This window comes from Geothermobacter hydrogeniphilus, assembly GCF_002093115.1.
Classification (GTDB): Bacteria; Desulfobacterota; Desulfuromonadia; order Desulfuromonadales; family Geothermobacteraceae; genus Geothermobacter_A; species Geothermobacter_A hydrogeniphilus.
Genome location: NZ_NAAD01000007.1, coordinates 104927 through 130225, shown reverse-complemented (window position 1 = coordinate 130225; position 25299 = coordinate 104927). Strand labels below are relative to the sequence as shown.

General features: G+C 57.0%; 23 protein-coding genes. 13 read left to right on the top strand and 10 right to left on the bottom strand.

Features of this window, described 5'->3' with window-relative positions; all coding sequences use genetic code 11:
* Positions 1 to 96: 96 nt before the first annotated feature.
* The 3 genes from B5V00_RS07520 to B5V00_RS07510 form a co-directional block, all read right to left on the bottom strand.
* Positions 97 to 2487 (bottom strand): 3-hydroxyacyl-CoA dehydrogenase/enoyl-CoA hydratase family protein, encoded by a 2391-nt coding sequence (locus B5V00_RS07520; RefSeq protein WP_085010155.1) that lies wholly within the window; start codon positions 2485 to 2487, stop codon positions 97 to 99.
* On the bottom strand, positions 2484 to 4346 hold the full coding sequence (locus tag B5V00_RS07515) for an AMP-dependent synthetase/ligase (RefSeq protein ID WP_245803928.1): 1863 nt from the start codon (positions 4344 to 4346) through the stop codon (positions 2484 to 2486). Before B5V00_RS07515 ends, B5V00_RS07520 begins: the two co-directional genes overlap by 4 nt.
* Before the next feature lie 441 nt (positions 4347 to 4787).
* Positions 4788 to 6125: an OmpP1/FadL family transporter gene (locus tag B5V00_RS07510; RefSeq protein WP_172399650.1), complete on the bottom strand. Its 1338-nt coding sequence runs from the start codon at positions 6123 to 6125 to the stop codon at positions 4788 to 4790.
* Between the two features lie 387 nt (positions 6126 to 6512).
* Between B5V00_RS07510 and B5V00_RS07505 the strand changes: the two genes are divergently transcribed.
* From B5V00_RS07505 to B5V00_RS07475, 8 genes are all read left to right on the top strand, one after another.
* Positions 6513 to 8462 carry a methyl-accepting chemotaxis protein gene (locus tag B5V00_RS07505; protein WP_085010152.1) on the top strand — a complete coding sequence of 650 codons (1950 nt, stop codon included), beginning with the start codon at positions 6513 to 6515 and terminating at the stop codon, positions 8460 to 8462.
* Between the two features lie 11 nt (positions 8463 to 8473).
* Positions 8474 to 8629 carry a hypothetical protein gene (locus B5V00_RS17160; RefSeq protein ID WP_172399649.1) on the top strand — a complete coding sequence of 52 codons (156 nt, stop codon included), beginning with the start codon at positions 8474 to 8476 and terminating at the stop codon, positions 8627 to 8629.
* Positions 8630 to 8739: 110 nt separating this feature from the next.
* Positions 8740 to 10023: a glutamate-1-semialdehyde 2,1-aminomutase gene (gene hemL, locus B5V00_RS07500; RefSeq protein WP_085010151.1), complete on the top strand. Its 1284-nt coding sequence runs from the start codon at positions 8740 to 8742 to the stop codon at positions 10021 to 10023.
* 149 nt (positions 10024 to 10172) lie between these two features.
* Complete coding sequence (locus B5V00_RS07495) at positions 10173 to 10430, top strand: AtpZ/AtpI family protein (RefSeq protein WP_085010150.1); 258 nt, start codon at positions 10173 to 10175, stop codon at positions 10428 to 10430.
* Positions 10420 to 10782, top strand: coding sequence for an ATP synthase subunit I (locus tag B5V00_RS07490; protein ID WP_085010149.1), 363 nt, complete (start codon positions 10420 to 10422; stop codon positions 10780 to 10782). The genes B5V00_RS07495 and B5V00_RS07490 overlap by 11 nt, the downstream gene beginning before the upstream one ends.
* A 20-nt stretch (positions 10783 to 10802) precedes the next feature.
* Positions 10803 to 11477, top strand: a complete 675-nt coding sequence (gene atpB / locus B5V00_RS07485) for a F0F1 ATP synthase subunit A (RefSeq protein WP_085010148.1) — start codon at positions 10803 to 10805, stop codon at positions 11475 to 11477.
* Between the two features lie 66 nt (positions 11478 to 11543).
* The gene (gene atpE / locus B5V00_RS07480; RefSeq protein ID WP_085010147.1) at positions 11544 to 11816 is read left to right on the top strand and encodes an ATP synthase F0 subunit C; all 273 of its coding nucleotides are present in this window, start codon (positions 11544 to 11546) and stop codon (positions 11814 to 11816) included.
* Between the two features lie 274 nt (positions 11817 to 12090).
* Complete coding sequence (locus B5V00_RS07475) at positions 12091 to 13251, top strand: NapC/NirT family cytochrome c (protein ID WP_085010146.1); 1161 nt, start codon at positions 12091 to 12093, stop codon at positions 13249 to 13251.
* A gap of 207 nt (positions 13252 to 13458) precedes the next feature.
* On the opposite strand, the gene B5V00_RS07470 is transcribed toward B5V00_RS07475, so the two are convergent.
* Positions 13459 to 15264 carry a DUF2339 domain-containing protein gene (locus tag B5V00_RS07470; protein ID WP_085010145.1) on the bottom strand — a complete coding sequence of 602 codons (1806 nt, stop codon included), beginning with the start codon at positions 15262 to 15264 and terminating at the stop codon, positions 13459 to 13461.
* Between the two features lie 360 nt (positions 15265 to 15624).
* Between B5V00_RS07470 and B5V00_RS07465 the strand changes: the two genes are divergently transcribed.
* Genes B5V00_RS07465 through nrfD form a run of 3 tightly spaced genes read left to right on the top strand, consistent with a single transcriptional unit; the run spans position 15625 to position 18172 of the window.
* A complete protein-coding gene (locus tag B5V00_RS07465) occupies positions 15625 to 16095 on the top strand; it encodes a cytochrome c3 family protein (protein WP_085010144.1) in 471 nt (156 codons plus the stop codon).
* A gap of 2 nt (positions 16096 to 16097) precedes the next feature.
* Positions 16098 to 16871 carry a 4Fe-4S dicluster domain-containing protein gene (locus B5V00_RS07460; RefSeq protein WP_085010143.1) on the top strand — a complete coding sequence of 258 codons (774 nt, stop codon included), beginning with the start codon at positions 16098 to 16100 and terminating at the stop codon, positions 16869 to 16871.
* A 26-nt stretch (positions 16872 to 16897) separates the two neighbouring features.
* Positions 16898 to 18172: an NrfD/PsrC family molybdoenzyme membrane anchor subunit gene (gene nrfD / locus B5V00_RS07455; protein WP_085010172.1), complete on the top strand. Its 1275-nt coding sequence runs from the start codon at positions 16898 to 16900 to the stop codon at positions 18170 to 18172.
* A 99-nt stretch (positions 18173 to 18271) separates the two neighbouring features.
* Here nrfD and B5V00_RS07450 read toward each other — a convergent pair whose 3' ends face one another.
* Positions 18272 to 18661: a GrlR family regulatory protein gene (locus tag B5V00_RS07450; protein WP_085010142.1), complete on the bottom strand. Its 390-nt coding sequence runs from the start codon at positions 18659 to 18661 to the stop codon at positions 18272 to 18274.
* Positions 18662 to 18942: 281 nt separating this feature from the next.
* On the opposite strand from B5V00_RS07450, the gene B5V00_RS07445 reads away from it, so the two are divergent.
* Positions 18943 to 19356 (top strand): ATP-binding protein, encoded by a 414-nt coding sequence (locus B5V00_RS07445; protein ID WP_085010141.1) that lies wholly within the window; start codon positions 18943 to 18945, stop codon positions 19354 to 19356.
* Positions 19357 to 19389: 33 nt separating this feature from the next.
* On the top strand, positions 19390 to 19758 hold the full coding sequence (locus B5V00_RS07440) for an STAS domain-containing protein (protein ID WP_085010140.1): 369 nt from the start codon (positions 19390 to 19392) through the stop codon (positions 19756 to 19758).
* On the opposite strand, the gene B5V00_RS07435 is transcribed toward B5V00_RS07440, so the two are convergent.
* From B5V00_RS07435 to B5V00_RS07415, 5 genes are all read right to left on the bottom strand, one after another.
* The gene (locus tag B5V00_RS07435; protein WP_085010139.1) at positions 19748 to 20089 is read right to left on the bottom strand and encodes a GrlR family regulatory protein; all 342 of its coding nucleotides are present in this window, start codon (positions 20087 to 20089) and stop codon (positions 19748 to 19750) included. The genes B5V00_RS07440 and B5V00_RS07435 overlap by 11 nt on opposite strands.
* A 63-nt stretch (positions 20090 to 20152) precedes the next feature.
* Entirely contained in the window at positions 20153 to 21721 is a 1569-nt protein-coding gene (locus tag B5V00_RS07430; protein WP_085010138.1) for an AlbA family DNA-binding domain-containing protein, read from the bottom strand.
* Entirely contained in the window at positions 21711 to 22955 is a 1245-nt protein-coding gene (gene nhaA / locus B5V00_RS07425) for a Na+/H+ antiporter NhaA (RefSeq protein ID WP_085010137.1), read from the bottom strand. Before nhaA ends, B5V00_RS07430 begins: the two co-directional genes overlap by 11 nt.
* A gap of 199 nt (positions 22956 to 23154) precedes the next feature.
* A complete protein-coding gene (locus tag B5V00_RS07420; RefSeq protein WP_085010136.1) occupies positions 23155 to 23622 on the bottom strand; it encodes an outer membrane lipoprotein in 468 nt (155 codons plus the stop codon).
* An 82-nt stretch (positions 23623 to 23704) separates the two neighbouring features.
* Positions 23705 to 25294 (bottom strand): cation:proton antiporter domain-containing protein, encoded by a 1590-nt coding sequence (locus B5V00_RS07415; RefSeq protein ID WP_216355469.1) that lies wholly within the window; start codon positions 25292 to 25294, stop codon positions 23705 to 23707.
* Positions 25295 to 25299 lie beyond the last annotated feature (5 nt).

Below are 25299 nucleotides of genomic sequence, written 5' to 3'. Positions count from 1 at the left end.
AAGAAAAACTGTAAATCAATTCTGTCGAAGCCATGATTTTCGCTCTTGTCTATCTTGGTGTTCTTGGCGTCTTGGTGGCCCGAGATTTTAACTCTGTTAATTCCGCAGCGGCTTGCCCTTCTTCAGCATATGCTGGATCCGCTCAGCGGTCTTCTTCTGACCGCAGAGCTTGAGGAACGCCTCGCGTTCGAGCTTGAGCAGGTAATCCTCGCTGATCGGGGTGCCGGCCGGAACATCTCCGCCGCAGATAACATCGGCAATAACGCCGCCGAGTTGCTCCTCGTACTCGGTCACAAAACCGCCCATGCGCATATTCCAGAGCTGGCTCTTGATGCTGGCCGCCACCGAACGCCCCGGCGCCGGAATATCCTGGGCCGGACGCGGCGGACGATAATTGGTCGCCAGCGCCAGGGCCTTCTGCTTGGCATCGGCGATCTGCCGACTCTTGTCCATGGTCACCGAATCACCACGGCGCAGATAGTTCATATCGAACAGTTCCATGGCCCCCATGGCGACCTTGGCCATGCCGATCTGCTGGAAATGCTTGAACAGGAAGGGGGTGACATCGGTGCCGTTACGGGTCGCCAGTTCGACCGCCCGCAGACACATCTCCTTGGTGCCGCCGCCGGCCGGAATCAGCCCGACCCCGATCTCGACCAGGCCCATGTAGGTCTCGGCATGGGCCACCACCGCGTCGGCGTGCAGGGTGTATTCGGCGCCGCCGCCCAGAGTCATGCCGAAGGGCGCGACCACGGTCGGCACCTTGGCGTATTTCAGGGCCATGGTCGCCTTCTGGAACTGGCGCACCATCAGGTCGATATCCTCGAAGGCGCCTTCGGCCAGAGCCACGGCGAGCAGCATCAGGTTGGCGCCGACCGAGAAATTGGGTCCCTCGTTGCCGACCACCAGGGCCACCCCCTCGCGTTCGGCGCGCTTGACCGCCTTCTGGGTCAGGGAGAGGATGTCGCCGCTGATGCTGTTCATCTTCGAATGAAACTCGAGGCAGAAGACCCCGTCGCCGAGATCGAGCAGGGAGGCACCGGCGTTCTTCTCCACCACGCCGCCGCTGCGGCGGATCACCTCGAGATCGACCTGGCCGGCGGGAATCTCGCGCACCAGGTAGCCGCGACTGGCGAAATCGAAATATTCCCGCTCACCGCGCTCGTTGAAGCGGTAGAAACACTCGATCCCTTCCAGGGCCTCGGGCACCGCGACCCCGTCCTTTTTGGCCCGCGCGACAAAAGCCGGTACGCCGATGGCATCGAGCATCTCGAAGGGGCCGATCTCCCAGTTGAAGCCCCACTTCATGGCATTGTCGATATTGACCACGTCGTCGGCAATCTCGGGGATACGATTGACGGTGTAAATCAGAGTGTCGCGCAGGGTCCGCCAGGCGTACTCGGCGCCCTGGTCCTTGCCGTTGACCACCTCGCGCAGGCGCCGGGCCGGATCATCGACCTGCTTGACCGCTTCGACCGAAGGAAACTTCGGCCGCCTGGCCGCCTGGTACTCGCCGGTCCGCCAGTCGTAGGCGAGAATCACCCGCTTACCGTTCTCATCCTTGGTCTTCTTGTAGAAACCGCCCCTGGTCTTGTTGCCGAGCAGGTTCTTCTCGATCATCTGCTGCATGAACTCGGGAACCTTGAACACCTCGCGCTCTTCGTCGTCCGGCAGCAGCTCATAGGAGTTGTTGCCGACATGCACCAGGGTGTCGTTGCCGACCAGGTCGGCGGTCCGGAAGGCCGCCGACTTGGGACGGGCGGTCGCAGGTCCGGCGACCGCATCAACATCCTCGATGCCCAGGTCCATCTCCATCATGTGCTGGATGCCCTTGTAGATGGCGTAGACCCCGATCCGGTTGGCAATGAAGTTGGGGGTGTCCTTGGCGTGAACGATCCCCTTGCCCAGGCGCCGGGAGAGGAACTCCGCCATCTCGGCAACCAGCTGGGGATCGGCCTCATTGCAGCCGACCACCTCGAGCAGCCGCATGTAGCGGGGCGGGTTGAAGAAATGGGTCACCAGGAAGCGTTTGCGGACCTCGGCCGGCAACGCCTCGGCGATGGCATTGACCGACAGGCCGGAGGTATTGGTCGACAGGACTGCCCGGTCATTGAGGAAGGGGACCACTTTCTCCAGCAACTGCAACTTGATCGGCAGGTGCTCGATGACCACCTCCACCACCCAGTCACACTCCTTGAGACGATCAAGATGATCCTCGAAGTTGCCGGGCCGGATCTGGGCCGCATAGTCTTTCAGATAGAAGGGCGCGGGCTTCATTTTCATCAGCCCCTTCAGTCCTGCCGCCGCAATCCGGTTGCGAACCTTTTCATCCGCCAGGGTAAGTCCCGCAGCCTTTTCGTTTTCTTCCAGTTCACGTGGAACGATGTCGAGCAATTCGACTTCCAGACCGGCATTGGCCAGGTGAGCGGCGATGGTCGCCCCCATGACACCGGCGCCGAGTACGGCAACCCGATTAATCTGCCTCATGCTGTTTCTCCTTGGTGGTTCTGATTTGCGGTCGTCCCGTTCTGATCGTAGAGGGATTCGATCCGCTCACGGTACTTTTCATAGATAACTTTGCGCTTCAGCTTCAGGGTCGGAGTGAGCTCGCCCCCTTCCACCGAAAAATCACGCGGCAAAAGCACGAATTTCTTGATCGTCTCGTAGGACGGCAGCTTTTCATTGAGCTGCTCAATGCGTTCGGCAAAAACCGCCCGTACCTTCTCATTGGCAACCAATTCTTCGATGTCGAAATAATCCAGATTTTTCTCGTGGCCCAGCTCAATCAAACGCTCCAGATTGGGGGTGATCAGCGCCACCAGGTAGGGTTTGCGATCACCGTAGACATAGGCCTGAGAAATGTACTTGTCGAGCTTCAATTCGTTTTCCAGTGGTTGCGGCGCGATATTCTTGCCGCCGGCGGTGACAATAATCTCCTTCTTGCGATCAACGATATAAACGTAGCCATCCTCGTCGATACGAGCGATATCACCGGTTTTGAACCAGCCGTTTTCCATCGCCTCGGAGGTCGCTTTTTCATTACGGTAGTAGCCCCTCATCACCTGCGGCCCCCGAACCAGCAGTTCACCATCCTCGGCCAGCTTCACCTCGGTATGCTCCAACGGCCGACCGACCGAACCGAAACGGTTCTGCTCACGACTGCTGAGAGTAATCGCCGGGCTGGTCTCGGTCAGACCATATCCTTCGAAAGCCGGGATACCGATAATCCACAGAAACTCGTTAATGGTTTTGTCGAGTGGTGCCCCACCGCTGATAAAAAATTTCAGCCGGCCGCCGAACTTCTGGCGGATCTTGGCAAAGATCAGGCGATCGTAAAAACGGTATTTGGCGCCGAGCAACCCGGTCGGCTTCCCCTCGATATAACGACGATAGACATACTGACGACCGACCTCGACCGCCCTATGAAACAGCTTGCGCTTCGGCGGCGACATCAGGTGGACGTTTTCGTAGATTCGTGAATAAATTTTTTCAAACAGGCGCGGCACACTGACCATCGCCGTCGGCTGCACCTCGACAATATTCTCCACCACCTTGTCGACACTCTCGGCAAAGGCGATCCGGCTGCCGCTCATCAGGGCGGCGTAATACCCGGCCGTCCGCTCCAGAACATGACTCAGGGGAAGAAAACTGAGAAATGTCTCCCGACTGTTCCGGCCACCGAGACGATCGAGACCGATCCGGGCATCAATCAGAAAGTTGGCGTGGGTCAGCATGACTCCCTTGGGAACCCCGGTCGTTCCCGAAGTGTAGATCAGGGTCAGCAGGTCATCCGGCCCGATTTCCGCCATTTGCGTCTCGATCTGCTGCTGCTCGGCAGCACTGATGGGATGGGAGATTTCGGAAAGCTGATAGAGATGGAAAACCGGCAGACTTTTGTCGCCGATGAAGCGCTCAAATGCAATCACCGTTTCCAGCTCGGGCAGCTGATCACGGACCGCGAGTAATTTTTCATACTGCAGGCGATTGGAGACAAAGACGATACGCGCTCCGGAATGCTGCAGCACATAAGATACCTGGGCCGCGGTGTTGGTAGCATAGATCGGCACGGTCACGGCCCGGGCACAGAGAATGCCGAGATCGGCAATGACCCAGCCGGCCCTGTTTTCCGACAGGATTGCAACCTTCTCGCCCGGCTCAACTCCCAGCTTGCCGAGACCACGAGCCGCCATCAGCACCCGCTGGTAAAACTGGCCGTAACTGAGCGATTTCCATTGCCCATCCTTTTTGTAGCTGAGGGCATCACGGTCACAAAAACGTTCACCGCAATCTCGCAACATGGCGGGCACGGAAGGAAACGGCAGGTTCAACGGCTCAGTCTTCATCATCGGCTCCATAGCTACTTTCTACCTTACCTTTACGTTCACGTCAAGCACAATTTAAAACACCTTTTGATACATTATCCCGAACACCGGACAAAGCAATCGAAACATGAAAATTTATGCTTTTATTCAAAATATTTAGCCGGTCAGGACAGCCCCCCAAAACCCCGACACAGCAACCCTGGACGCCGCTGTCAGAACGATACCAAGACACGGCCACCTTCAGTCTACGGCAAGACCGATCGGCCGCCCAACATTCGGGCGACCGATCGAACACATGCCTGAATCAGTGAGTTCCTGCTGGATGAAGAGTACAAGCACTTGACCTGAATGAGGTTCCCGAAAATCTGAAGCGCCCCCATAGGTTCGCTGGTGATTTTGGGGTGCTCAGGCAGGTCAATGGCCTGCACTCTTCACCGACAAGGGGCTCACTGATTCAGGCCAAGATCAGAACAAGTAAGTCAACTGCACACTGGCAATATCGACAGAACTCTCGTACTCACCCGACAAAGTCCCCTTGAAAAAGTCTTCCCCATTGAGAGGATCGACTCCGGCCTGACGATTGCTCCGGGCGTTGTCAACAAAAAGGTGGGCGTAGCCGACATCAAGCTTGAAGCTTGTCCAGGTATAACCGAGACCGGTCGCGACCCAGAAACGGTTGTCGCCCGGAATCCTCGGAGTCCGATAGTTGTCCGGAATCGGCGTCTCATCGTATGCCAGGCCGAAGCGCAGGTCGAGCGCCTCGCTCGGGCTGTACGTCAATCCGGCCGAATAGCGCCAGGAGTCATTCCAGTTCTCGGTCGTAACGGCATCGGCGCGGCCATCGGCAAACTTCACCCGCAACTCGTCAAAGCTGCTCCACTGCGTCCAGGTGGCATCGGCCATCACCGCCCACTGATCGTTGAAACGGTGATAGACACTTGCCGAGGCGGTTGCCGGCAGGTCCAGATCCGCCTTGGCGGCCACATCGCTGAAAGCGGCCTTAATTCCACCGTCAAGCAAAGGATCACCGCTGATCACGTTCGGTACTACGTAGTCGGCATCACCCTCCGCCGTGTAGCTGATCTCAGAACGATAGGCGATCCCGAAGCGGGTATTTTCATCCACCTCGATCAGGGCACCGAGATTGAACCCGTAAGCCCAGTCATCGGCTTCCAGAGTCACCTTGCCGTCCCGATTTTGCGGCAGCCCACTCAAAGCCGAGTTAAAGCCGGACGTGGCATAGGCAATGGACCCGAAATCGATTGCCTGAGACAATTCGGCATCGACATACTGGGCACTGACACCGACACCGACACTGAAATGATCATTGACCTTGTAAGCAACCGAAGGGTTGATATTCACCGTCAACACATCGGAACGCAGGGCGTGATAACGCCCCTGCCAGCCGTCACCCCAATCCGTGACCAACCCATAGGGAGAGTTGATGCCGAGACCGGCCACCCAACCATTGTCAAAATTAATGCTGTAATACGCATTTGGCACCACGACCGCCTCACCACCGTTACCGCCATCACCTCCGGTCAGAGCGCCGCCGCCAAGCAGAGGCGAAACGGCCGAGGACCCGTCATCCTTGAAATCGCTCTGCGGAAAAATGACATGCATACCGGCTGTCGCCTGCTGACCTTTAAGACGAGTCATTCCCGCGGGATTGTAAAAGATCGTCGTCGGGTCTTCGGCCGACGCCGCAGCACCGGCGAAGGCATTGCCGAGACCCGACACACTCTGCTCAATAACCGCAAACCCGGCGGCGAAGGAAGATGCCGCCATTCCGAACACCAACATAACTGCCGCTCCAACCACTGACAATTGTTTCATCCTGCCAACTCCTTTGCTATAAACCATCACCAACCGCCGGGCCCCTCCCGACGAGCACATTTCAACCTGTTCATCAGGCTTATATACGACCTTTACGTTCAGGTCAATACAAAATAGAACGGATTTATATTTATATACTTTAGCGCCATTTTTACCAAATCACACAGGCCACTCAGCCCCTTTCAACAAAATCCGCCCCATAGATAAATAGCCCTAAAATTACAGAGCATTTAATGTGCTTTACCGTTTTTTTATGGTAATACACACACTGTTGGTCCGGGGCATTTTTTTACTTGCAAACATTGTTTTTTAAAATTAGAGTCGGAGAAAGATATCAGATCTGGTTTCGAATTAATGATTGACGGATACGTAAGAACACGCCCCTTCCAGCAAATCGAGGAAGAGGGGACTCCCCACCGGCCAACGCCATTCTCATCTCCTGCGGTCATGCTCGCCGGGGCACTCCCCGGCCTGATCTGGGCAATTCTGACGACAACCGTGCCGGCCATCGGCCCGGCCCTGATGACTCTCTGCGGCACCCTGGCTGTTTTCGGCTGGCAGCGAAGACAGCTCCTCGGGCATTGGCAGCAGACACTCAGGGAGAAACTCGCGCGGCAGCAACAGCACCATCGTCAGCAATTGGCTGAACTGCGCCGACAGCAAATCGACCTCATCCACAGCTTCCACGCCGGCACACATCTCATGGGACAGTCTCTCGATCCTCGCGAAGTCATGCTGCTGGCCGCCGAGAACCTGCACAAAGTCTTTGGTTTCGACCGAGTCAACCTGTTGCTGCTTAATGAATCCGGAACCGAAACCGAGTTGGCCGCCAGCCACGGCAGCCCGACCCAGGCCACCAGCCGTTCACTCCCCTTTGACCATCGGGCCGGGATCCTGAAGCAGTGCGTCGACCAACGCCGCACGTTGCTGGTCGACGACATCGGCACCCTGCCCGCAGAGCTCCGCCTGAAGGCGCCCCTTGCCGAGTTGCCGCAGCTGCGGTCGCGCAGCTTTATCGTCTGTCCGATTGTTTCCCGGGGACAAGCGGTGGCCCTGTTCGGAGTTGACAACAAGCAACGACGCATCGCCCTCGACCAGGCCGATCTCGAAACGGTGCAATTATTCGCCAACCAGGTTTCAGCCCTGATCGATCGGCTCACCCTGCTTGACCGAAGCAACAAGCTGGCCCGCGCTCTGCGGGATACCTTTTCCGAACTGGCCCGTTTCCGTGATGAGTATCTGCAGCTCAACCAGGCCCTGCATGAGGAAACCGACAACGCCGCCGATACTGCCGGCAAAGTCACGGCAGCAGCCCAGACGACCGGCGAGCGAGTCACCGAAACCTGTTCCGCCGCCCAAGAGATATCGGCCACCGCCGCCCAGCTCTCGAAAAACATGACCCTGCTTGCCGAGCACATGGAGCGGGTCGCCGGCATTTCCGCCGAGATGTCAGCCGCCTCCGGTGAGATCGATCGCCACGCAGACCAGTCCCGACACCTGAGCGAAACGGTACGACAGGAAGCCAACATCGGTGTTGCAGAAATCGAGAAAACTCTCGCCGGACTTCACAAGATCTCCGGCGCTCTCGATGCCGGCGAAATCACCATCGAACGACTGACGCAACTGGGTGACAAAATCGAACAGATGGTCACCAGCATTCACGACATCAACGAACGCACATCCCTGCTGGCACTGAATGCTTCCATCATCGCCGCGCAGGCGGGCGATCACGGTCGCCCCTTTGCGGTCGTCGCCGACGAAATCCGTGCCCTGGCCGGGGAAACCAACATGTCCGCTGCCGGAATCGAAACCCTGGTCGGCCAGATTACCCGGGCGACCAGGGCCATGACAGACGATTTCCGCAAAACCCGTATCCTCGTCAACGAGGAGCTTCGTCTCGGTGAACAGACCAGCGGACGTCTCGACAGCATCCTGAATCAGGCCACCCTGGCCGGCGAGATGGCCGAAAAAATCCGCCATGCCACCTCCGAGCAGGCCGACGGCAGCCTTGCCCTGAACCGGACCATCACCGAATTGAAGGACCTGAGCAGCCAGTGCCTGCTCGCCATCCGGGAACAGGCCCGCGGAACCCGGCAAATCGTTGTCGCCATGGATGAGGTCGAGTCCCAGACGGCAAACGTCACCATCGCCGCCGAATGCCAGCAACAGGGGACCCGACAGATCAGCCGCATGACCGGGCGGATCAACGCCATGGCCGGCAGGATCTTCGCCGCACTGAGAGACCGGGAGCAGGAAGGCCGGCTGCTGATCGAACAACTGGCGCAGATGCGCCGACAGGACTGACCCCCTCTACTATGCACAGCACCGAAAAACTGCGCCAGCAGAACGAACAGCTGACCACCCATCTCCACCGTTTGCGCGAGCTCTTTCAGCGACTTGAAAACGCGACCGCGCACCAACGCAAGATCCTCTCCAGGCAACCGCGGAAGACCGGCGCACCTGCCGATTGAGTCTGCTTGACAGCCCCGGAGGGCTGTGCTAAGCAGACCCCATTGGCTCACGCCGCACGGCAACAGCCAATCTTCAATTCTCAGCCACCGCTCCCCGGAAAGGGTTCGTCATGACACAGCAGACATCATCCGCTCTCTTCAATCGTGCCAAGCAGGTCATCCCCGGCGGCGTCAACAGCCCGGTACGGGCCTTCAAGTCGGTTGATCGCGACCCCCTGTTCATCAGCCGCGCAGCGGGATCACGCATCTATGACGCCGACAGCAATGCCTACATTGACTATGTCGGCTCCTGGGGCCCGATGATCCTCGGGCACTGTCACCCCAAGGTGGTTGAAGCTATCCAGCAGGCCGCTGCTGCCGGCGCTTCTTTCGGCGCGCCGACCGAAAAGGAAATCATCCTTGCCGAAATGGTCCGTGACGCCTACCCGAACATGGAAAAGGTGCGCATGGTTTCTTCCGGCACCGAAGCGACCATGAGCGCGATCCGCCTGGCCCGCGGCTATACCGGCCGGGACAAGATTCTCAAGTTTGACGGCTGCTATCACGGCCATGCCGACTCCCTGCTGGTCAAAGCCGGCTCCGGCGCGGCAACCTTCGGCGTCCCGACCTCACCGGGAGTGCCGGCCGATTTTGCCAAACACACCCTGACCGCCACCTACAACGACCTCGCCGACGTCGAGCAGTTGGCCGCTGCCAACCAAAATCAGATCGCCTGCATTATTCTCGAGGCCGTTGCCGGCAACATGGGCTGTGTTCCGCCCGCACCGGGCTTTCTCGAGGGGTTGCGGAGCCTCTGCGACCGGGAAGGCATCATTCTCATTATTGATGAGGTGATGACCGGGTTCCGGGTCGCCTACGGAGGCGCCCAGGAACGTTTCGGGATCCGCGGGGACCTGAGCTGTCTCGGCAAAATCATCGGTGGCGGCCTGCCGGTCGGCGCCTTCGGGGGCAAAAAGGAGATCATGGACCACCTTTCCCCGGACGGCGGAGTCTACCAGGCCGGCACCCTGTCGGGGAACCCGCTGGCCATGAGTGCCGGTATCGCCACCCTGCAACTGTTGCAGCAGGATGGATTTTACGACCTGATCGAAGAAAAAAGCGCCTACCTGGAAGCCGGACTGCGCGCAGCGGCTGAAAAAACCGGGGTGCAAACCTGCTTCCAGCGAGTCGGTGGCATGTTCTGCACCTACTTCCAACCGGGGCCGGTCTTTTCCTTCGCCGATGCGGCCAAAAGCGACATCAGCCGCTTCAGCGCCTTCTTCAGTGCCATGCTCGAAGCCGGGATCAACCTGGCACCATCTCAATTCGAGGCCGGATTCATGAGCGCCGCACATAGCCGTGAAGACCTGGACACCACCATCGCAGCAGCTGAAAAAGCGTTTTCGACACTTTGATTCTCACCTCTTGAACAAGGAGCATGCGACTACCGGAGACAGCGGTTTCAACACCCGTCGCCAGGGAGCAAAAACGATTGACACCCCTGCGACCCCTATGCTAATAAATACGGGTTTTCCGGCAGATTGTATGCTGTATACAATTCACTATGGGCGAAGACCGACGCCAACTTATTAGATCTCTGGGCTTTTTATCGAGTGTCGGCATTTCCCTGGTTGCTGCCTGCCTGATCGGTCTGGCACTCGGCCACTACCTTGACAAGTGGCTTGACACAACGCCATGGATGACTCTGACATGGCTCGGCATTGGCATCATTGCCGGTTTTCGCAATGTCTACATCCTGACCCAGCGTGAGCTGCGCCGACAGAAACAGGGAGAGGACGACCAGGACAACGATGAATCCTGACGAGGGTCTGCTGCGCCGCATGGCCCGGCGCAACTGGGTGATTCTCGGGCTACTTGTACTGTTCAGCCTGCCCTGGCTGTCGGCAAAGATCAGTCTCGGTGTAGCGGCAGGCGGCCTGGTTGCCATCTGCGGACATCACTGGCGACACCGCACCTTGCGCCGCATGCTGGACTGGCCGGAGCAGGCTTCGGTTGGCGGTTTCCAGGTCGGATACATGATTCGCCTGGCAACCCTCGGCGCCGCCATCTACCTGTTGCTGGTACGTTTTGAACTGCATCCCCTGGCACTTGCGGTCGGTCTTTTGACCGTGCTGATAAATATTTTGATCACAACCCTGCAACGTTTGAGATAACCGGAGGAGCCCTCGGTACCATGACTCATCCCTTTCTTATTTTCGGCTGGCTTAAAGAAGAGCTGCACCTGCATGTAGGTGAACACGTCCTCTATACCTGGCTGGTCATGTTGATCCTGATCATCCTCGCCCTGCTTGCCTCCCGATCCATCAAGCAGGTACCGAGCGGCCTGCAGAACCTGATGGAGGTTGTCATCGAGGGCATTTCCAACCTTGCGGAAGAAACCATGGGCCCCAAGGGCAAGGCCTACTTTCCCCTGGTGGCCACCCTTGCCCTGTTCATTCTGGTCAGCAATCTGATCGCGCTGATTCCCGGATTTGCCCCGCCGACCGCCAATCTCAACACCAACGCCGCCCTGGCGCTGACGGTCTTTGCCATGACCCACCTGGTCGGGCTCAAGGAACACGGCATCAAGTATCTGAAACATTTCATGGGACCGATCTGGTGGCTTGCCCCGCTGATCTTCGTTATCGAAATTGTCGGCCATCTGGCACGTCCGTTGAGCCTCTCGCTACGTCTTTTCGGCAACATGTACGGACATGAAATCGTCCTGATGATCTTCCTCGGTCTGGTCCCCTTTCTGCTGCCGGTGCCGATGATGCTGATGGGAGTGCTGGTCGCCTTCATTCAGACCTTCGTCTTCACCCTGCTGGCGATGATCTACATCGCCGGGGCGCTTGAGGAAGCACACTGATTTTTATTCACCCGGCCCTAATCATATCTAGGGACAATCAAACCTTTCGCTAGAAGGAGTAAGACAATGGAATTTTTCGCATGGTGCATGTTGGCCGCCGGTCTCGGCATGGGACTCGGTTCTTTCGGTACCGGTATCGGTCAGGGACTCGCTATCAAGAGTGCTGTTGAGGGCGTTGCCCGCAATCCCGGCGCTTCCGGCAAAATCCTGACCACCATGATGATCGGCCTGGCCATGATCGAATCCCTGGCTATCTACGTTTTCGTCGTCGCCATGATCATTCTCTTCGCCAACCCGTTCACCGAGCAGGTCCTGCAGCTGGTCGGCGCTGCTCACTAAACCGCAAAAGACACAAATCGAGAAAGAGGGATGTGGCAACACATCCCTCTTTTTTTGCGCCGTCCCGCCTCTCGACCCGGATGCCGGAAAACACAACCGCGCACAATTTCCCGACATCAGCCCGGGCGGCCCGACAATCATTTTTTTATTGCATCAAACCCCAGAATCGGGTAACTTTTGTGCGCTCTGAAAATTGTATACTGTATCCAATAAAGCAGACTTCCAGAGAATCCTCTCTTGCTTTATAGATTCCACCCAACAAAGGATTGATACCATGGCCAGCCTGAAAAATCTTTTTGCCTGGTGCAAACGCCACTACCTGCTTGTCACATTCCTGGGTGTGCTGTTCATCGCCGCCTTCGGATTCGTCAACATTCAGATACTGCATATGACCTCCGAGCCCGAGTTCTGCCACATGTGCCATCCGGCGCAGGGTTTCGGCCCGCTGGCCGAAGTTGATTCCTGGGAGCATTCCGCACATGGCGAAGCCGGCGTTTCCTGCCTCGATTGCCATGGTCGACCCGGCGTCGTCGGATATATCAAGGCAAAACTGGGTGGGCTCAAGGACACCTACATGCAGTTGACCATCTCCAAGGAAGAAAAGCTCGAAATCCTGGAAAATCCGAAAAAAGACCTGGTCCCCGATCTGCAGTGCCTTTTCTGCCATTCGGACAAGGGCAACCAGGATTATCGGAAGCGGGTCAAGCTGATGAAAATCGTTCGCATGCGCCTGCTGGACGATGTTAAAAACCCCGAGTTCAGAAAGCACAAGGGGCTCCCTGACATCCTCACTGACACCTTTGTCGGCGGAACCCACTTTGATCACTCCATGCATCTTGAAGCGTTTGACTTCAAATGCCGCGACTGCCACTTCGGCCTGGTCCACAATCCGTCCACCAAGACCGACCGGATGAATATGTGCGTCACCTGCCATAAGGAAAATGAAGGCAGCGGGGCGCCGCTGGTAACCGAATGCCAACGCTGCCATGAGGCCCAGTTCGACATGAACAAGGGTGTCGGCGCCAAGGATGTGGCAGGAGAACCGGGCCTGATGTGGGGCAACGGGGTGGTCTGTCAGGACTGCCACACCGGCGTTTCCAAGGGTATCTACCGACCGACCAGCGAGACCTGCAGCAACTGCCACGATGACAGCTACGGTGAAATTTTCAACGAATGGTCTTCCGAGACCAAGGCCGAGATTGCCGACCTGCGCGAAATGCGGATCAATGTTGAAGACGCGCTGAAAGAAGCCGACAAAAAGAAACGCGACACCAAGGCCTATTGGACTCTCTACGAAAAAGCCCTTTACAATTTCCGCCTGGTTCGCAATGACGGTACCAATGGCGTTCACAACCGCGATTATGCCCAGGCGATCCTGGCTTCGGTTAAAAAGGACTTCCAGACCGTGCTGAACGATCTTGATCAGACCTGGTAGTCGGAACCGCGGTTCCATCCATATCGATAAAAAAGGGCGTCGCAGAAATGCGACGCCCTTTTTTATCAAATGCCGGGAGCCTCTCACAACAACCATCAAATCTTCAACCGGCCGAAGCTTACTGAAGATCCTGCCGTTTCCCTCCGTCGATCATCCTGGCTACGCCAGGTTTCCGCGGGCTCGAACCACCTGAAAAGGGGTTGGAATTCAAACTTTCACCTCTTCCCCTTTTTCTGCAGTTTTTCCTCTCTCCCCGGCAAAAGCATCGAGCTTCTGCCATCGGGCCAGAACAACCGACTCAACCGACGCGACAATCCCGAAAGAGAGAACACTCAGCAGGAGAGGAATCCCCTTGGTGCTGAACAGATCGATCATAAAAACCTTGAACGCCGCCACCAGGGTGACGAGAATCGCCACATTCTTCAACTCCCGACTGTTGCGTTTCCAGGCCAGGATCATCAGCACCGCAATCGCGCTGTTGATGAGAACCGACTGCAAACAGACAAAGGCTCCGAACTGGTTGCCTGACATCTGGTGCAGACCCCAGTAAAGCAAACTCCTGGCTTGAAAGAATCCGGCCGTCAAGCCGGAAAGCAACACCAGGGCGGCGCTGCGGTCACAGGTATCAAACCGCCCGAAGACCCGGCCGATCTGCAACGGCGGGTACCGTCGGGACCAGACGTAATGATAGATGCCGCCGATTGCCGTCAAACCGGTTCCGGCCAGGGTCATGAGCAGATTCTGCCCATCCGGATGATTTCTCAGGGCAACCATCAGAGCGAAACCGGCAGCAATCTGCAGCAGATAGGAAACCCAGCGAACTCCGGAATTCCGCCATTTATTGCTCATCCTGGCCAACCAGACGGCCACCCCGGAATAAACAGCCGCCGCGATGACCAGATTATACGTCGCCAACGGCAGACAAAGAACCAGCAGCAAACTGCCGGCCATGCTCAGAGTGGTCCCGCCCGGGGTGTGATCAATTTTGCGCTGCGCCAGCATGTGGATGAGGAAATAGCAGAGCAGAGCCGCCAGAACGCCGGCAACCCCGAGACCGAAAAAGCTTGAACCGCCCCGCTGCAACACATAATGGGATGACCAGACCACCCAGACCACGGTCAGGGTCGGAGCAACGTTGTCAAACAGGGCAATCGGGCCGTCTCCGGTACGCCAGACACCGAAAAAGGAACTGAAGATGAAACCGATGCCGTAAATCGCGACCAGGGGAAAGAACCAGTTCTCGGCCAGGGGCTCGGGGGGAATCTGGTCAGCAAACAGGTACATGCCGAGGCGCATCGCCCAAACCTGAGCGATCAATACCGTCATGCCAAAAACAAACCAGCGCAGCCAGGAGGTATTTTTCAATCGCGACGCATTAAACGCCAGCACATTGGCCAGCAACAGCAACGGAGCCAGATAGGAGAAAAGCGGGGTGGGATAATCAATGGCAGCCCCTGCCAGACACATCCCCAGAGTGCCGATAATCACCGGACCGGGTTTCTGAAAGCGTTGACTCTGCGCCCCCAGAGTCGCTCCGAGCATCATCAGGATGAAATACGCCGGTACCGGCGTCAGGGTTTTGAAATGAGCCTGGGTTTCGACCACCATGGAACAGAGCAGAAAGGCTCCGGCTCCGGTAAAAACCGGGGCGTTATCCCCCTCGCGGTGATAAAGAACCCAACCGACAAGCACCAGAATCGCGGCGTAACTCATGCCGAGAATGGTCCCGACCTGCTGGTTGATCAAATGGTTGTCGGTTGCTGTACGCAATGCCAGGGCCAGCACCATAATGAAGCAAACGGTGGCCACCCGGGGAAGCAACGCGGCCTTGCCGGCCCAGGAGGACAACCCACCGCCCCTGGACAAAACAGAAGCCTTGTCCGAGTCTTCATTCTGAACATCCACGGACACCCCGTCGAGACCCGTTTCAAGAAGGGAAAGTCTTTTCTGCAACCCTTCCAGTTGATGTTCAAGATGCGCAACGCGCGCTTCAAGATCCTGCTCAACCATCATCCCTTCCTCCCTCAGAAAGCGCCCGGGCCGACCCTTGGCCGCGCACGGCATCAACCGTTGGTCATGATTTCGACCAGGCGGGATTGCAACCAACCATCCATCAGGTAATCTTTGCAGAAATAGAACCATGGACTCGATATCGAAAAGTCGTTCCGGTATCTATAACGCTTTTTTATTCTATCAACACACCTCCCCCCAGGCGTTAGCCATGTTTCATATTAAAGAGCTTGAACATAACACCATTATACAGCAATCACCTTAGATAACAAATTGTTTTCACGATTTTAAAGTTGACAGCCAAAATCGACGGTGCTAAAGGTAACAATGTTTTATTATCAACTCTAGACAGGGGGTAGTGACGTGAAAGGACATGTTTGGCGACCACTCTACGTGGTCATCGGTATTGTGGTCTTGCTCTTGCTGTTCAGGTTTTTCTATGTGCCTGATGATTTCGGCATCCAGGAACAGGGGTACACCTTCGGCTTCCATCGCCTCTCCAATGAACAGGAATGGAAGGACTTTCCGGCCAAGTACAAGGGCACGGAATACTGCAACGAGTGCCATGACGACAAGGTCGCCAGCATTTCGGCGTCCCAGCATGAAATGATCCCCTGCGAAGACTGTCACGGCCCCGCACGGAACCATCCGGAAGACCCGGAAAAACTGGTCGTCAACCGTAGCCGCGAACTGTGCATTCGCTGCCACAGCAAACTGTACATGCCCTCCAGCGGCCGCAACGACATTCCCGGCATCGACCCCGGCACTCACAACACCGGCATGGAATGCGCCGAATGTCACAACCCGCACAACCCGAGCCTGGAGGATATGTAACCATGAAGAGACGTGATTTTCTCAAGAGCACGGCGGTTTTCGTCGCCGGGGCCTCAGTCTCCCTCTCGGCCCTGGAACTGGTTGACCCCAAAGAGGTCCTCGCTTCGCGGCCCGAGTTGCGCTGGGGCTTCCTGGTCGACACCTATAAATGTGTCGGCTGTGGCATGTGTGTCAAAGCATGCAAACTTGAAAACGATATCCCCTACGATGCCAACGTCACCCGTACCTGGGTCGAGCGCTATGCGATGATGAAAAACGGGGAGGTCATCAAAGACAGCCCCAAGGGCGCCCGCGACGGCTTCACCAGCAAGCTGGTCGACCAGGGCGAAGCGGGCACCAGGCTGTTGCGCGACAAGGATATCGCCCAGGCCTTTTTCGTCCCCAAGCTCTGCAATCACTGCACCCTGCCGGCCTGCGTCCAGGTCTGCCCGGTCGGCGCCACCTACAAGACCGCCGACGGCGTGGTGCTGGTCGACCGCAAGTGGTGCATCGGTTGCGGCTACTGCATCATGGGCTGCCCTTACGGCGTCCGTTTCTTCCATCCTGTTGTTCATACCGCCGACAAGTGCACCTTCTGCTACCACCGCATCAGCAAGGGCGGCAACACCGCCTGCGCCCAGGCCTGCCCGTTCGGCGCCCGGACAATCGGCAACCTCCGCGACCCCAACGATCCGGTGGCCAAGGCGGTCCTCAATGAACGGGTCGGTATTCTGCGCGCTGAATACGGCACCAAACCGAATGTCTATTACATTGGTTTGAACAAGGAGGTGCATTAGCCATGGTTGAACAAGTTGCCCACATGATGGTCCACGGCGAAGCCTGGACGGTCAAAGAACTTTTCGTCCTGCCCAACGAATATGTCTACTGGTCGATCCAGATCGTCCTCTATCCGTACATGACCGGTCTGGTCGCCGGCGCCTTTGTCCTGTCCTCCCTCTACCATGTCTTCGGAGTGGAGAAACTGAAGGAGATCGCGCGCTTCGCCCTGGTGTTCTCCTTCGCCCTGCTGCCGGTGGCGATGATGCCTCTGCTGCTGCACCTGCAGCAACCACTTCGCGGCATCCATGTCATGATGACACCACACTTCACATCGGCAATATCGGCTTTCGGTATTGTCTTCATGACCTACGCCTGCATTGTCGGATCGGAAATCTGGTTTGTTTACCGCCAGTTCATTGTTGAAAGTATCAACCGGCTGGAAAAAAAGGAGCGCAGAGGGATAGAAAACATACTGCTGCCGATCTACAAGATCATCTCCCTCGGCGCCCGCGATCTGAGCCCCGAAGCCCTGAAAGCCGACCACAAGGCGGTCAAGTTTCTCGCCGGACTCGGCATCCCCGTCGCCTGTTTCCTCCACGGCTATGCCGGCTTTATCTTTGGTTCGGTCAAGGCCAACGCCCTGTGGATGACGCCGTTGATGCCGGTTATTTTCATTATGTCGGCGGTGGTCTCCGGAATCGCCCTCTGTATCCTCTGTTACGCCATCTTCATGGGGCTGAGACGCTGGGCGCTACCGCGAGGCAAAACCCATTTCCTCCCCGACCACTGGGCCGGTGCCACCGAATTGACCCCCGAAGGGCTGCACAGCATGCAGGACTACGAGACCAAGATGACCTCCAAGTACCTGCTGATCTTCATGACCCTGGCGATCACCCTGGAACTGCTGGATATCATTTTCCGCGGCTATACCGCGGTCAGATCCTGGGATATCGTGCGTGAGGTCATCTACCAGCGCGATTTCTTCAAAATTTTTGTTCTGCAGTACGGCTTCGGCAACGCCCTGCCGTTTATCATGCTGCTGCTTCCAGGCCTGACCACCCGTCGTGCCTGCGTCGCCTGCGTCCTGGTCCTGTTCGGCGTGCTGATGATGCGCTGGAATGTTGTTATCGGCGGACAGGCCTTCTCGCTGACCTTTGACGGCTTCATGGAATATCACCTGCCGATCATTCCTTACGACATGGAAACCTTCAAAGAGGGATTGGGAGGAGCTCTGCTGGTGGCGGTGACACCATTCGTCATCTTCTACTTTATCAACATGATCTTCCCGGCCTTCATCACCGACGACGAAGCCCACTGACGCCGGGGAATACCATACCGTCAAGCAAAAGGGCCGTCCTTCCGGACGGCCCTTTTGCTTGCGACAGAAAATGCCGGAAAAACCGGAACTGCAAAACCTTCAGCCGGGAGGCAAACGGTCCAGGGCCGCGAGGGAACTCTGCAGAGACTCTCCAAGATCCATGCGCTTAGTCAACACCCCGGCCAACCGGACAGTGGGCAGGTCCTTGAGCTTCATCTCGATGGTCATCTGGTTCCCCAGAATGACTCCCGCGAAGACCAGAATCCCTTCGGTTGCGTAACCGAGAATTCCGATCGGGTCGCCACTGTAGTGCTGAAAGTGAAACTCACCCTGCAGTTCATGCCCTTTTTTCTGGTAAGAGCCGACATAGAAATATCCGGTATCGCCACCATGAACAACACCGTCGGCGAACAGAAAGGTGCCGGCACCGTGATTCTCGAAATTCGTTATATTGGAGCGCCATTCGCCAGTCCAAAGGCCTTCGGTCATGGGATTTCCTCATCCTTTCTTTATCCTGAATCAGTGAGTTCCTTGTCGGCGGATAGCACAAGTCATTGATCTGCCTGAGCTTCCCAAAAATCACCAGCGAACCTATGGGTGCGCTTCAGATTTTTGGAAATCTCTTGCAGACCAAGCACTTGCACTCTCCACCCAACAGAAACTCACTGATTCAGGTTTATCCATGGATACGGTTATTTGGATTTTAACAGGTTCCTCTGCAACGGCCAGCAGCTTGACCTCTTTCAGCTTCAGGCTATGCTGGAAAAACCATGAACCGGATTGAACTGGACATCACGATCGATCACGCGGAAATCGAACGACTCAAACAGGTGATCACAACCTTTGCCGATCGCATGGGCCTGAAAAGTGATACCCGTTTCGAACTGACCATGGCACTGGAAGAAGCGGTCGTCAACATTATTGAACATGGAGAACTGACGCCTGCCACAGGCCACATTCACCTGGTTGTGCACTGCCGGGAGGGCATCATCCATATTGAACTGCGTGACAACGGTCGACGCTTCAACCCTCTGCAGGAAAGATCACCGGATTTCGAAATACCTTTCGACGAGCGGGAGGTCGGAGGACTGGGAATTTTCTATCTGCGACAGATGATGGACAACCTTGCCTATCGTTATGCCGATGGAGAAAATATCCTCACCATGCAGAAACGAATTTCCTGATATACTTAAGGAATTACAAGGAGGACAACACTGATGAGCCTGACATATGAAACTCGGGAAGAACTTGCCGGGATCTTTATCATCAAACTGAACGGTTCTCTCGACACCAATACCGCCGGATCATTGGAAACCGAAACCAACCGCCTGCTGGAAACCACTCCAACCGCGATAATTTTTGACTTTGAAAACCTCGATTATATCAGCAGCGCCGGCGTCAGGGTGGTGCTGAAGACCAAGAAGGGACTGAAGGAGGTCTCCGGCAACCTTATGATGATGAACCTGCAGCCGCAGATCAAGAAGGTCTTCGAGATCATCAATGCCCTGCCTTCGCAGCAGGTCTTTTCCAGCATCAGCGAACTTGACCGCTATCTCGACAAGATGCAGAAAAGGATTACCGGCTGATCCCGGTCCGTTTAACCAACCGCGCCGCGAGACTGAAAGCCTCGTCCTGCTCTCCGGTTTTGAGAACCATTTCATCTCCAGCCAGAGTCCCGACCAGGCAGATCTGTCCCTCGTCCACCGGTCCGAGAAGCCCACTCGGAGGGCCACTGTAATGGGAAATCAGCAGCGTGGCTCTCACCTGCTCACCGGCAAGGTGATATTCACCGAAGAAATAATAACGGGCACTGCCTCCGTAAATACGCCCATCCCGAAAAATGAACACCCCGGCTCCTTCCCCGGACTGGCCGAGGACTGTCGAGTCCCACTCCCCCGTCCAAAGTCCTTCGATCATAACTTGACTCCTTTGCACCGCCAGCCTGATCTGACCTGACAATCAGGCCCTCGACCACTGACATCATCTCGTCGGGTCAAAATGGTTTGCGGTCCTGCGGGTTTTTCTGGAAAGATACTGCAGCATCTGCCGTCCGGTCAGCTTGACACTGGCCGGGCCACTGCGAATATAGAAATCTTCCTCCTTGCCCTGACGCAAAAAAGCCGGTTCCGAGGAGCGGTCAACCTGAACCACCGCCACCTGCCTGCCGTCGTGCTCGACCAGATCGAAATGCAGACAACGCGAAAATTCCAGGCCGATATGCTGGGCCACCAGGTTTTTGAAATGAAGTCGGCACCTGTCCTCGTTCTGAAACCCGTCAGCCTCCAGGCCGACGATGTCACCATCATCGTTGACACCGATCAGCAGGGTTCCGCCGGCCGTATTGAGAAAACCGACCACCCCTTTCAGCCAGGCGAGTTCAATCTCCTTGCCGGCCCGCCCCGACTTGAGGTTCATGCGCATGGTCGATTTGAATTCGACCCGGACATTTTCCCCGCCGCTGATCACCGCCTGCAGCCAGGCGGCATCCGGCCGGGTGACCGCCGGGACAAAATGCCTCCGAAAACGCCTGAGAACGAACAACATTGCGAGGATGCCGATCAGCAGAATAACAGCGGCAACCGCAAGAAACTGACGCCGGACGCCGCTTAAGCCGGGATTGATTTCACTTTCAGGAACCAGGATACCAATCCTGACCCGGGCGTTATCCAGAGCCACCTGCTCCTCCCCGGCATACCAGGTGGTCCCAAGGAAGCTGAAGGAGGTCACCGAGTCTTCGGGACGACGTACCTTCCGGTAGGCAGCAAGCAACTGTCGGTTTTCACTACCGACTGGTCCCGAGGCAAGGTCATTGAGAAGGCCATCCCTGGAAACGGAAAAGACCACCCCCGATTCCCCCAACTCCGGAACCCGCAGGGCCTTGACCAGGTCATCAATCAACAGATCGACGGCGGCGACCTGGAAGCCCTGTTTTCCCTGCCAGGCAATAGAGGCACTCACGCCGAAACGCTTGAGAGTATGAAACCGGTAGAGGCCGCTCCAGACAACGGTACCCGGCTGTTTGCGGGCCGGCTGATACCAGATACGCTGCCGCGGATCAAAATTTTCTGTGGCATCCCACTGCCGCTGCAATGCCCCACCTTTCCAGAACTGCCAATGCTGTGGAGCGCCCACTCCTCGTGAATGACGAACCAGCCAACCGCCCTGGTCCCTGGCAAGAAAAAAATCCCGCCCCTCATCATCCGCCAGGGAGAGCCCGGCTATCGCCGGAAAATTTTCCACCAGCGGCAGCAGTTTCCGGCGCAGGCCGTCGACGTCCTGATCAACCAGCAACCCCTCACGCCCCCAGCCGCTGAGCGTTTCCAGCAGTCGATGACTGCCTTCGATCTGCCGCTGAAAGCGACGCGATGCCACGCTGGCGGCCTGACGCACCATACTGATGGTCATTTCGCCGCGGGCTCTCTGCCCAAGAAAGCTGAAGACCCCGAGCAGCCCCCCGACCAGCACCACCAGCAGCAGACAGAGCCAGACAACCAGGTGGAATTCGACCTTCCCCCCGTTGGAGACTGGCCGAACCCGCTTAATAATCATCGGCCGCTGTCTGTACCGGTGACGAGGCAACTGGCGATGGGTTTTTGTCCGTCAAAACGGCACGGCCACCGGTCAGAAGAATAAAATAACCGAGCAGACCGGAAATCAGAGAGCCGGTCAGGATACCGAGGCGATGACTGAGCATATAAGCCTCGGCATCACCACCGACATGTTCAAAAGCCAGGCCACCGATAAACAGGCTCATGGTGAAACCGATTCCACAGAGAGCCGCGACCCCGAACAGGTGGCGATTGGTGGCACCTTCGGGCATCGCCGCCAACCCGGTCTTGACCGCCAGAATCGAACAGCCATAGACCCCGGCCAGTTTGCCGACCACCAGGCCGACCATGATACCGAGCGGAACCGAGTGAAAGAGGTCGCCCAATCCCATGCCGGAAAGGGGAATACCGGCATTGGCAAAGGCGAAGATCGGCAGAATCAGAAAGCTGACCCAGGGGTGCAGATCATGCTCCAGCTTTCCAGCCGGAGAGAAACTTTCATCCCGGTTGCTTTTCAGCGGGATGGCGAAGGCCAGGGCAACCCCGGCGAGAGTCGCGTGAACTCCCGACTTGAGCACGAAGATCCACAGGAAGACGCCGACGGTGATATAGGCCGCCATCCGTTCCACCTTGAAGATATTCAGCAGGAACAGGACCACCAGGCAGATAGCCGCCATCCACAACATGCTGATGGACAGGTCACCGGAATAAAAGAGCGCGATGATGATGATCGCCCCGAGGTCATCCATGATCGCCAGGGCCAGCAGAAAGATTTTCAGCGAAGACGGAACCCGCTTGCCGAGCAGTGCCAGGACTCCAAGAGCAAAGGCGATGTCGGTGGCGGCCGGAATCGCCCAGCCATTGAGGGCGGCGGAATCACCGATATTGATCAGCACGTAGCAGAGAGCCGGAGCAATCATGCCGCCAAGGGCGGCGATACCCGGCAGAATGATCTGCGCGCGACTGGAAAGCTGGCCGACCATCACTTCCCGCTTGACCTCCAACCCGACCAGCAGGAAGAAAATCGCCATCAGGCCGTCATTGACCAGCAACAACAACGGCTTGGCAATGTGAATATACCGCCCGAGGCGAACCTCAAAGGGGGTGTTGAGAATGTACTCGTAAACCGACTGCAGCGAACTGTTGGCACAAACCATCGCCAGCACCGTTGCCACCATCAGCAGAATGCCGACGGACGATTCCTTTTGCAGAAATTCCTCTAGCTTGGACGACATTAAAAACTCCTCAGAAAGGGCAAGCCAAGTGCAGACGGGCACCAAGAACTATCAGGGGGTTGAAAAAGACATATTCCCCGGGCTGGGCAAAAATGTCCAGTCACAAGGCGTCCGCAACCCCCGGAACAAGGTGTACTAGAAGGTACGTCGTTGACGCGGGGGAAAAACAACGCCGCAATGGACGTTTTTCATCAGCCCGCTATTGACGAACCCGGGTCGTGCCCCGGGCATCCTTGATCACCCGCACCCGGTCACCGACCCGATAAGCGGCATCGGCCTCCTGGACAACCACAAGCAGCTCACCGTTGTCCAGTTCAACTTCAAGTTCCACCCCCTGCACGGTGGTGGTCTTCTTTTCAATCGCCGACCCGGCGGCCGCACCGCCCAGGGCTCCGGCCACGGTGGCAAGATTGCGGCCCTTGCCACTCCCGACCGCATTGCCGAGAACACCGCCCAGGGCTCCACCGGCAATCGCCCCTACGGCCGAGGACTTGCCCTCGATGGTCACCGGATCGGCCCGCAGAATGGTGCCGTAGTAGACAGAATGGCTGGTACGGGCCTGGTCGCGAGTATAGACATTACCCGAAGTACTTGGCGCGCAACCGGCCAGCAGAAAAAAACAACTCAATGAGAGAAAAAGACTGCTCCGGACAACGCTTGTTTTCATGATCGACTCCTGACGGTCAAGAAGGGAGACAGCTGAAATTCAAAGGTTACCAGCATTTTACCGTTAGCCAAGACCCGCCGGATTAAAAGTCCGCTAAATCCCGAGCCGACAATTGATCAGCATGGCGGGCAAAACCGCTGCCGGCTTCGGCATAGAAATCAAAGGTCGCGACACCGAGAGTTTCCAGCTCATCGATCTGATCGGCAAAATAGGCGATACTTGCCAACCGGCCCTGGTAACCGCGTCCCCGCATGGTCGCGGCCACAGAGATGTTGGCCACGTGCTTCGGCATCGCCAGCAGGCAGAGCTCGACCCGATTGTCACGCGGCATCCGCGCCCAGAAATCGGGATCGGTCGGATCGCCGTAGATGACATGACGCCCATCCCGACAATGCCGCGTGACTTTCTCCTTGTTGTAATCGACTCCGACCACCTTGTCAGCATAACGCTTGTGAAAATAGTCGTAAACCGCGGTCCCGATACGCCCCATGCCGAACACCGCGATGGAAACCTCTCCCGGCTCAAGCGGCTGGTCACTCGGGTGCCGGGTTCTGGTTTCAAACCGCTTCAGGGATTCCTGCCAACGCTCGTAAAGGGTGGCGGCGGCACTGTTCAAGGGAGCGGCGAGGACAAAACTGAGCGACAGGGCGATGGCCACGGCGACCAACCACTGGCTGTCGAGCCAACCGGATGAAACCGCGATGGCGCCGACGATCAATCCGAATTCACTGTAGTTCGCCAGGCTGAAGGAAGCCAACAGAGCGGAACGGGCACGCAGCCGGAACCGGGTCAACAGGAGAAAATAGAGGCCGGTTTTAAACGGCAACAGAAATACCAGCAGCAGGGCGGTGACCAGCGTGGCACCGTCGGGAACACCGGAAAGACCGATGCTGAGAAAAAATCCGACCAGCAGCAGGTCCTTGAAACCGAGCAGCGACTTGGACAGTTCCGAAGCGCGCGAATGCCCTGACAACAGCACCCCCATGATCAGCGCTCCCAAATCACCCTTGAGACCAAGCAGCACAAAGCCGGAATAACCGGCCACCAGGGCGAGAAAAAATCCGCACAGCACCAGCAGTTCACCATGACCACAGCGATTGAGCAGGCGATACAGCAGGGGACGCAGCAGCCAGAGCAGGAGAGGAATGGCCAGGGCCCAGGGGGAAGGAACCTTGCCGGCGGAAATGGTCAGAAAGAGAACCGCGAAGACATCCTGCATGATCAGGATACCGATCGCCACCCGGCCGTGCATGGCCGCCATCTCCCCCTTTTGCTCCAACACCTTGACCGCGAAAACGGTGCTGGAAAAACTGAGGGCAAAGGCAACCAGCAACACAACCTGGAAATCAAGTCCGGCGAACAGGCCGACCCCCAAAGCATCGCATGCCAGAATAAACAGCCCTGTCAACAGCACGCTGAGCAACAGGTGCAGGCTGCTCCCGGCCCAGATTTCCGCCCGCAACAGGCTGCGGAGATCGAGCTTGAGACCGATACTGAAAAGCAGCAGGGTGACGCCGAGATCGGCCATGGTCCGCAGCAGATCCCCTCCCTGGATTCCAAGTCCGTTGAGGACAAAGCCGGCGATCAGAAATCCGACCATCGGCGGCAGTCCGACCTGGCGCAGCAGGTAGCCGCCGCCGAAAGCAATGGTCAACCAGAGAGGGTCCATCATCAGTC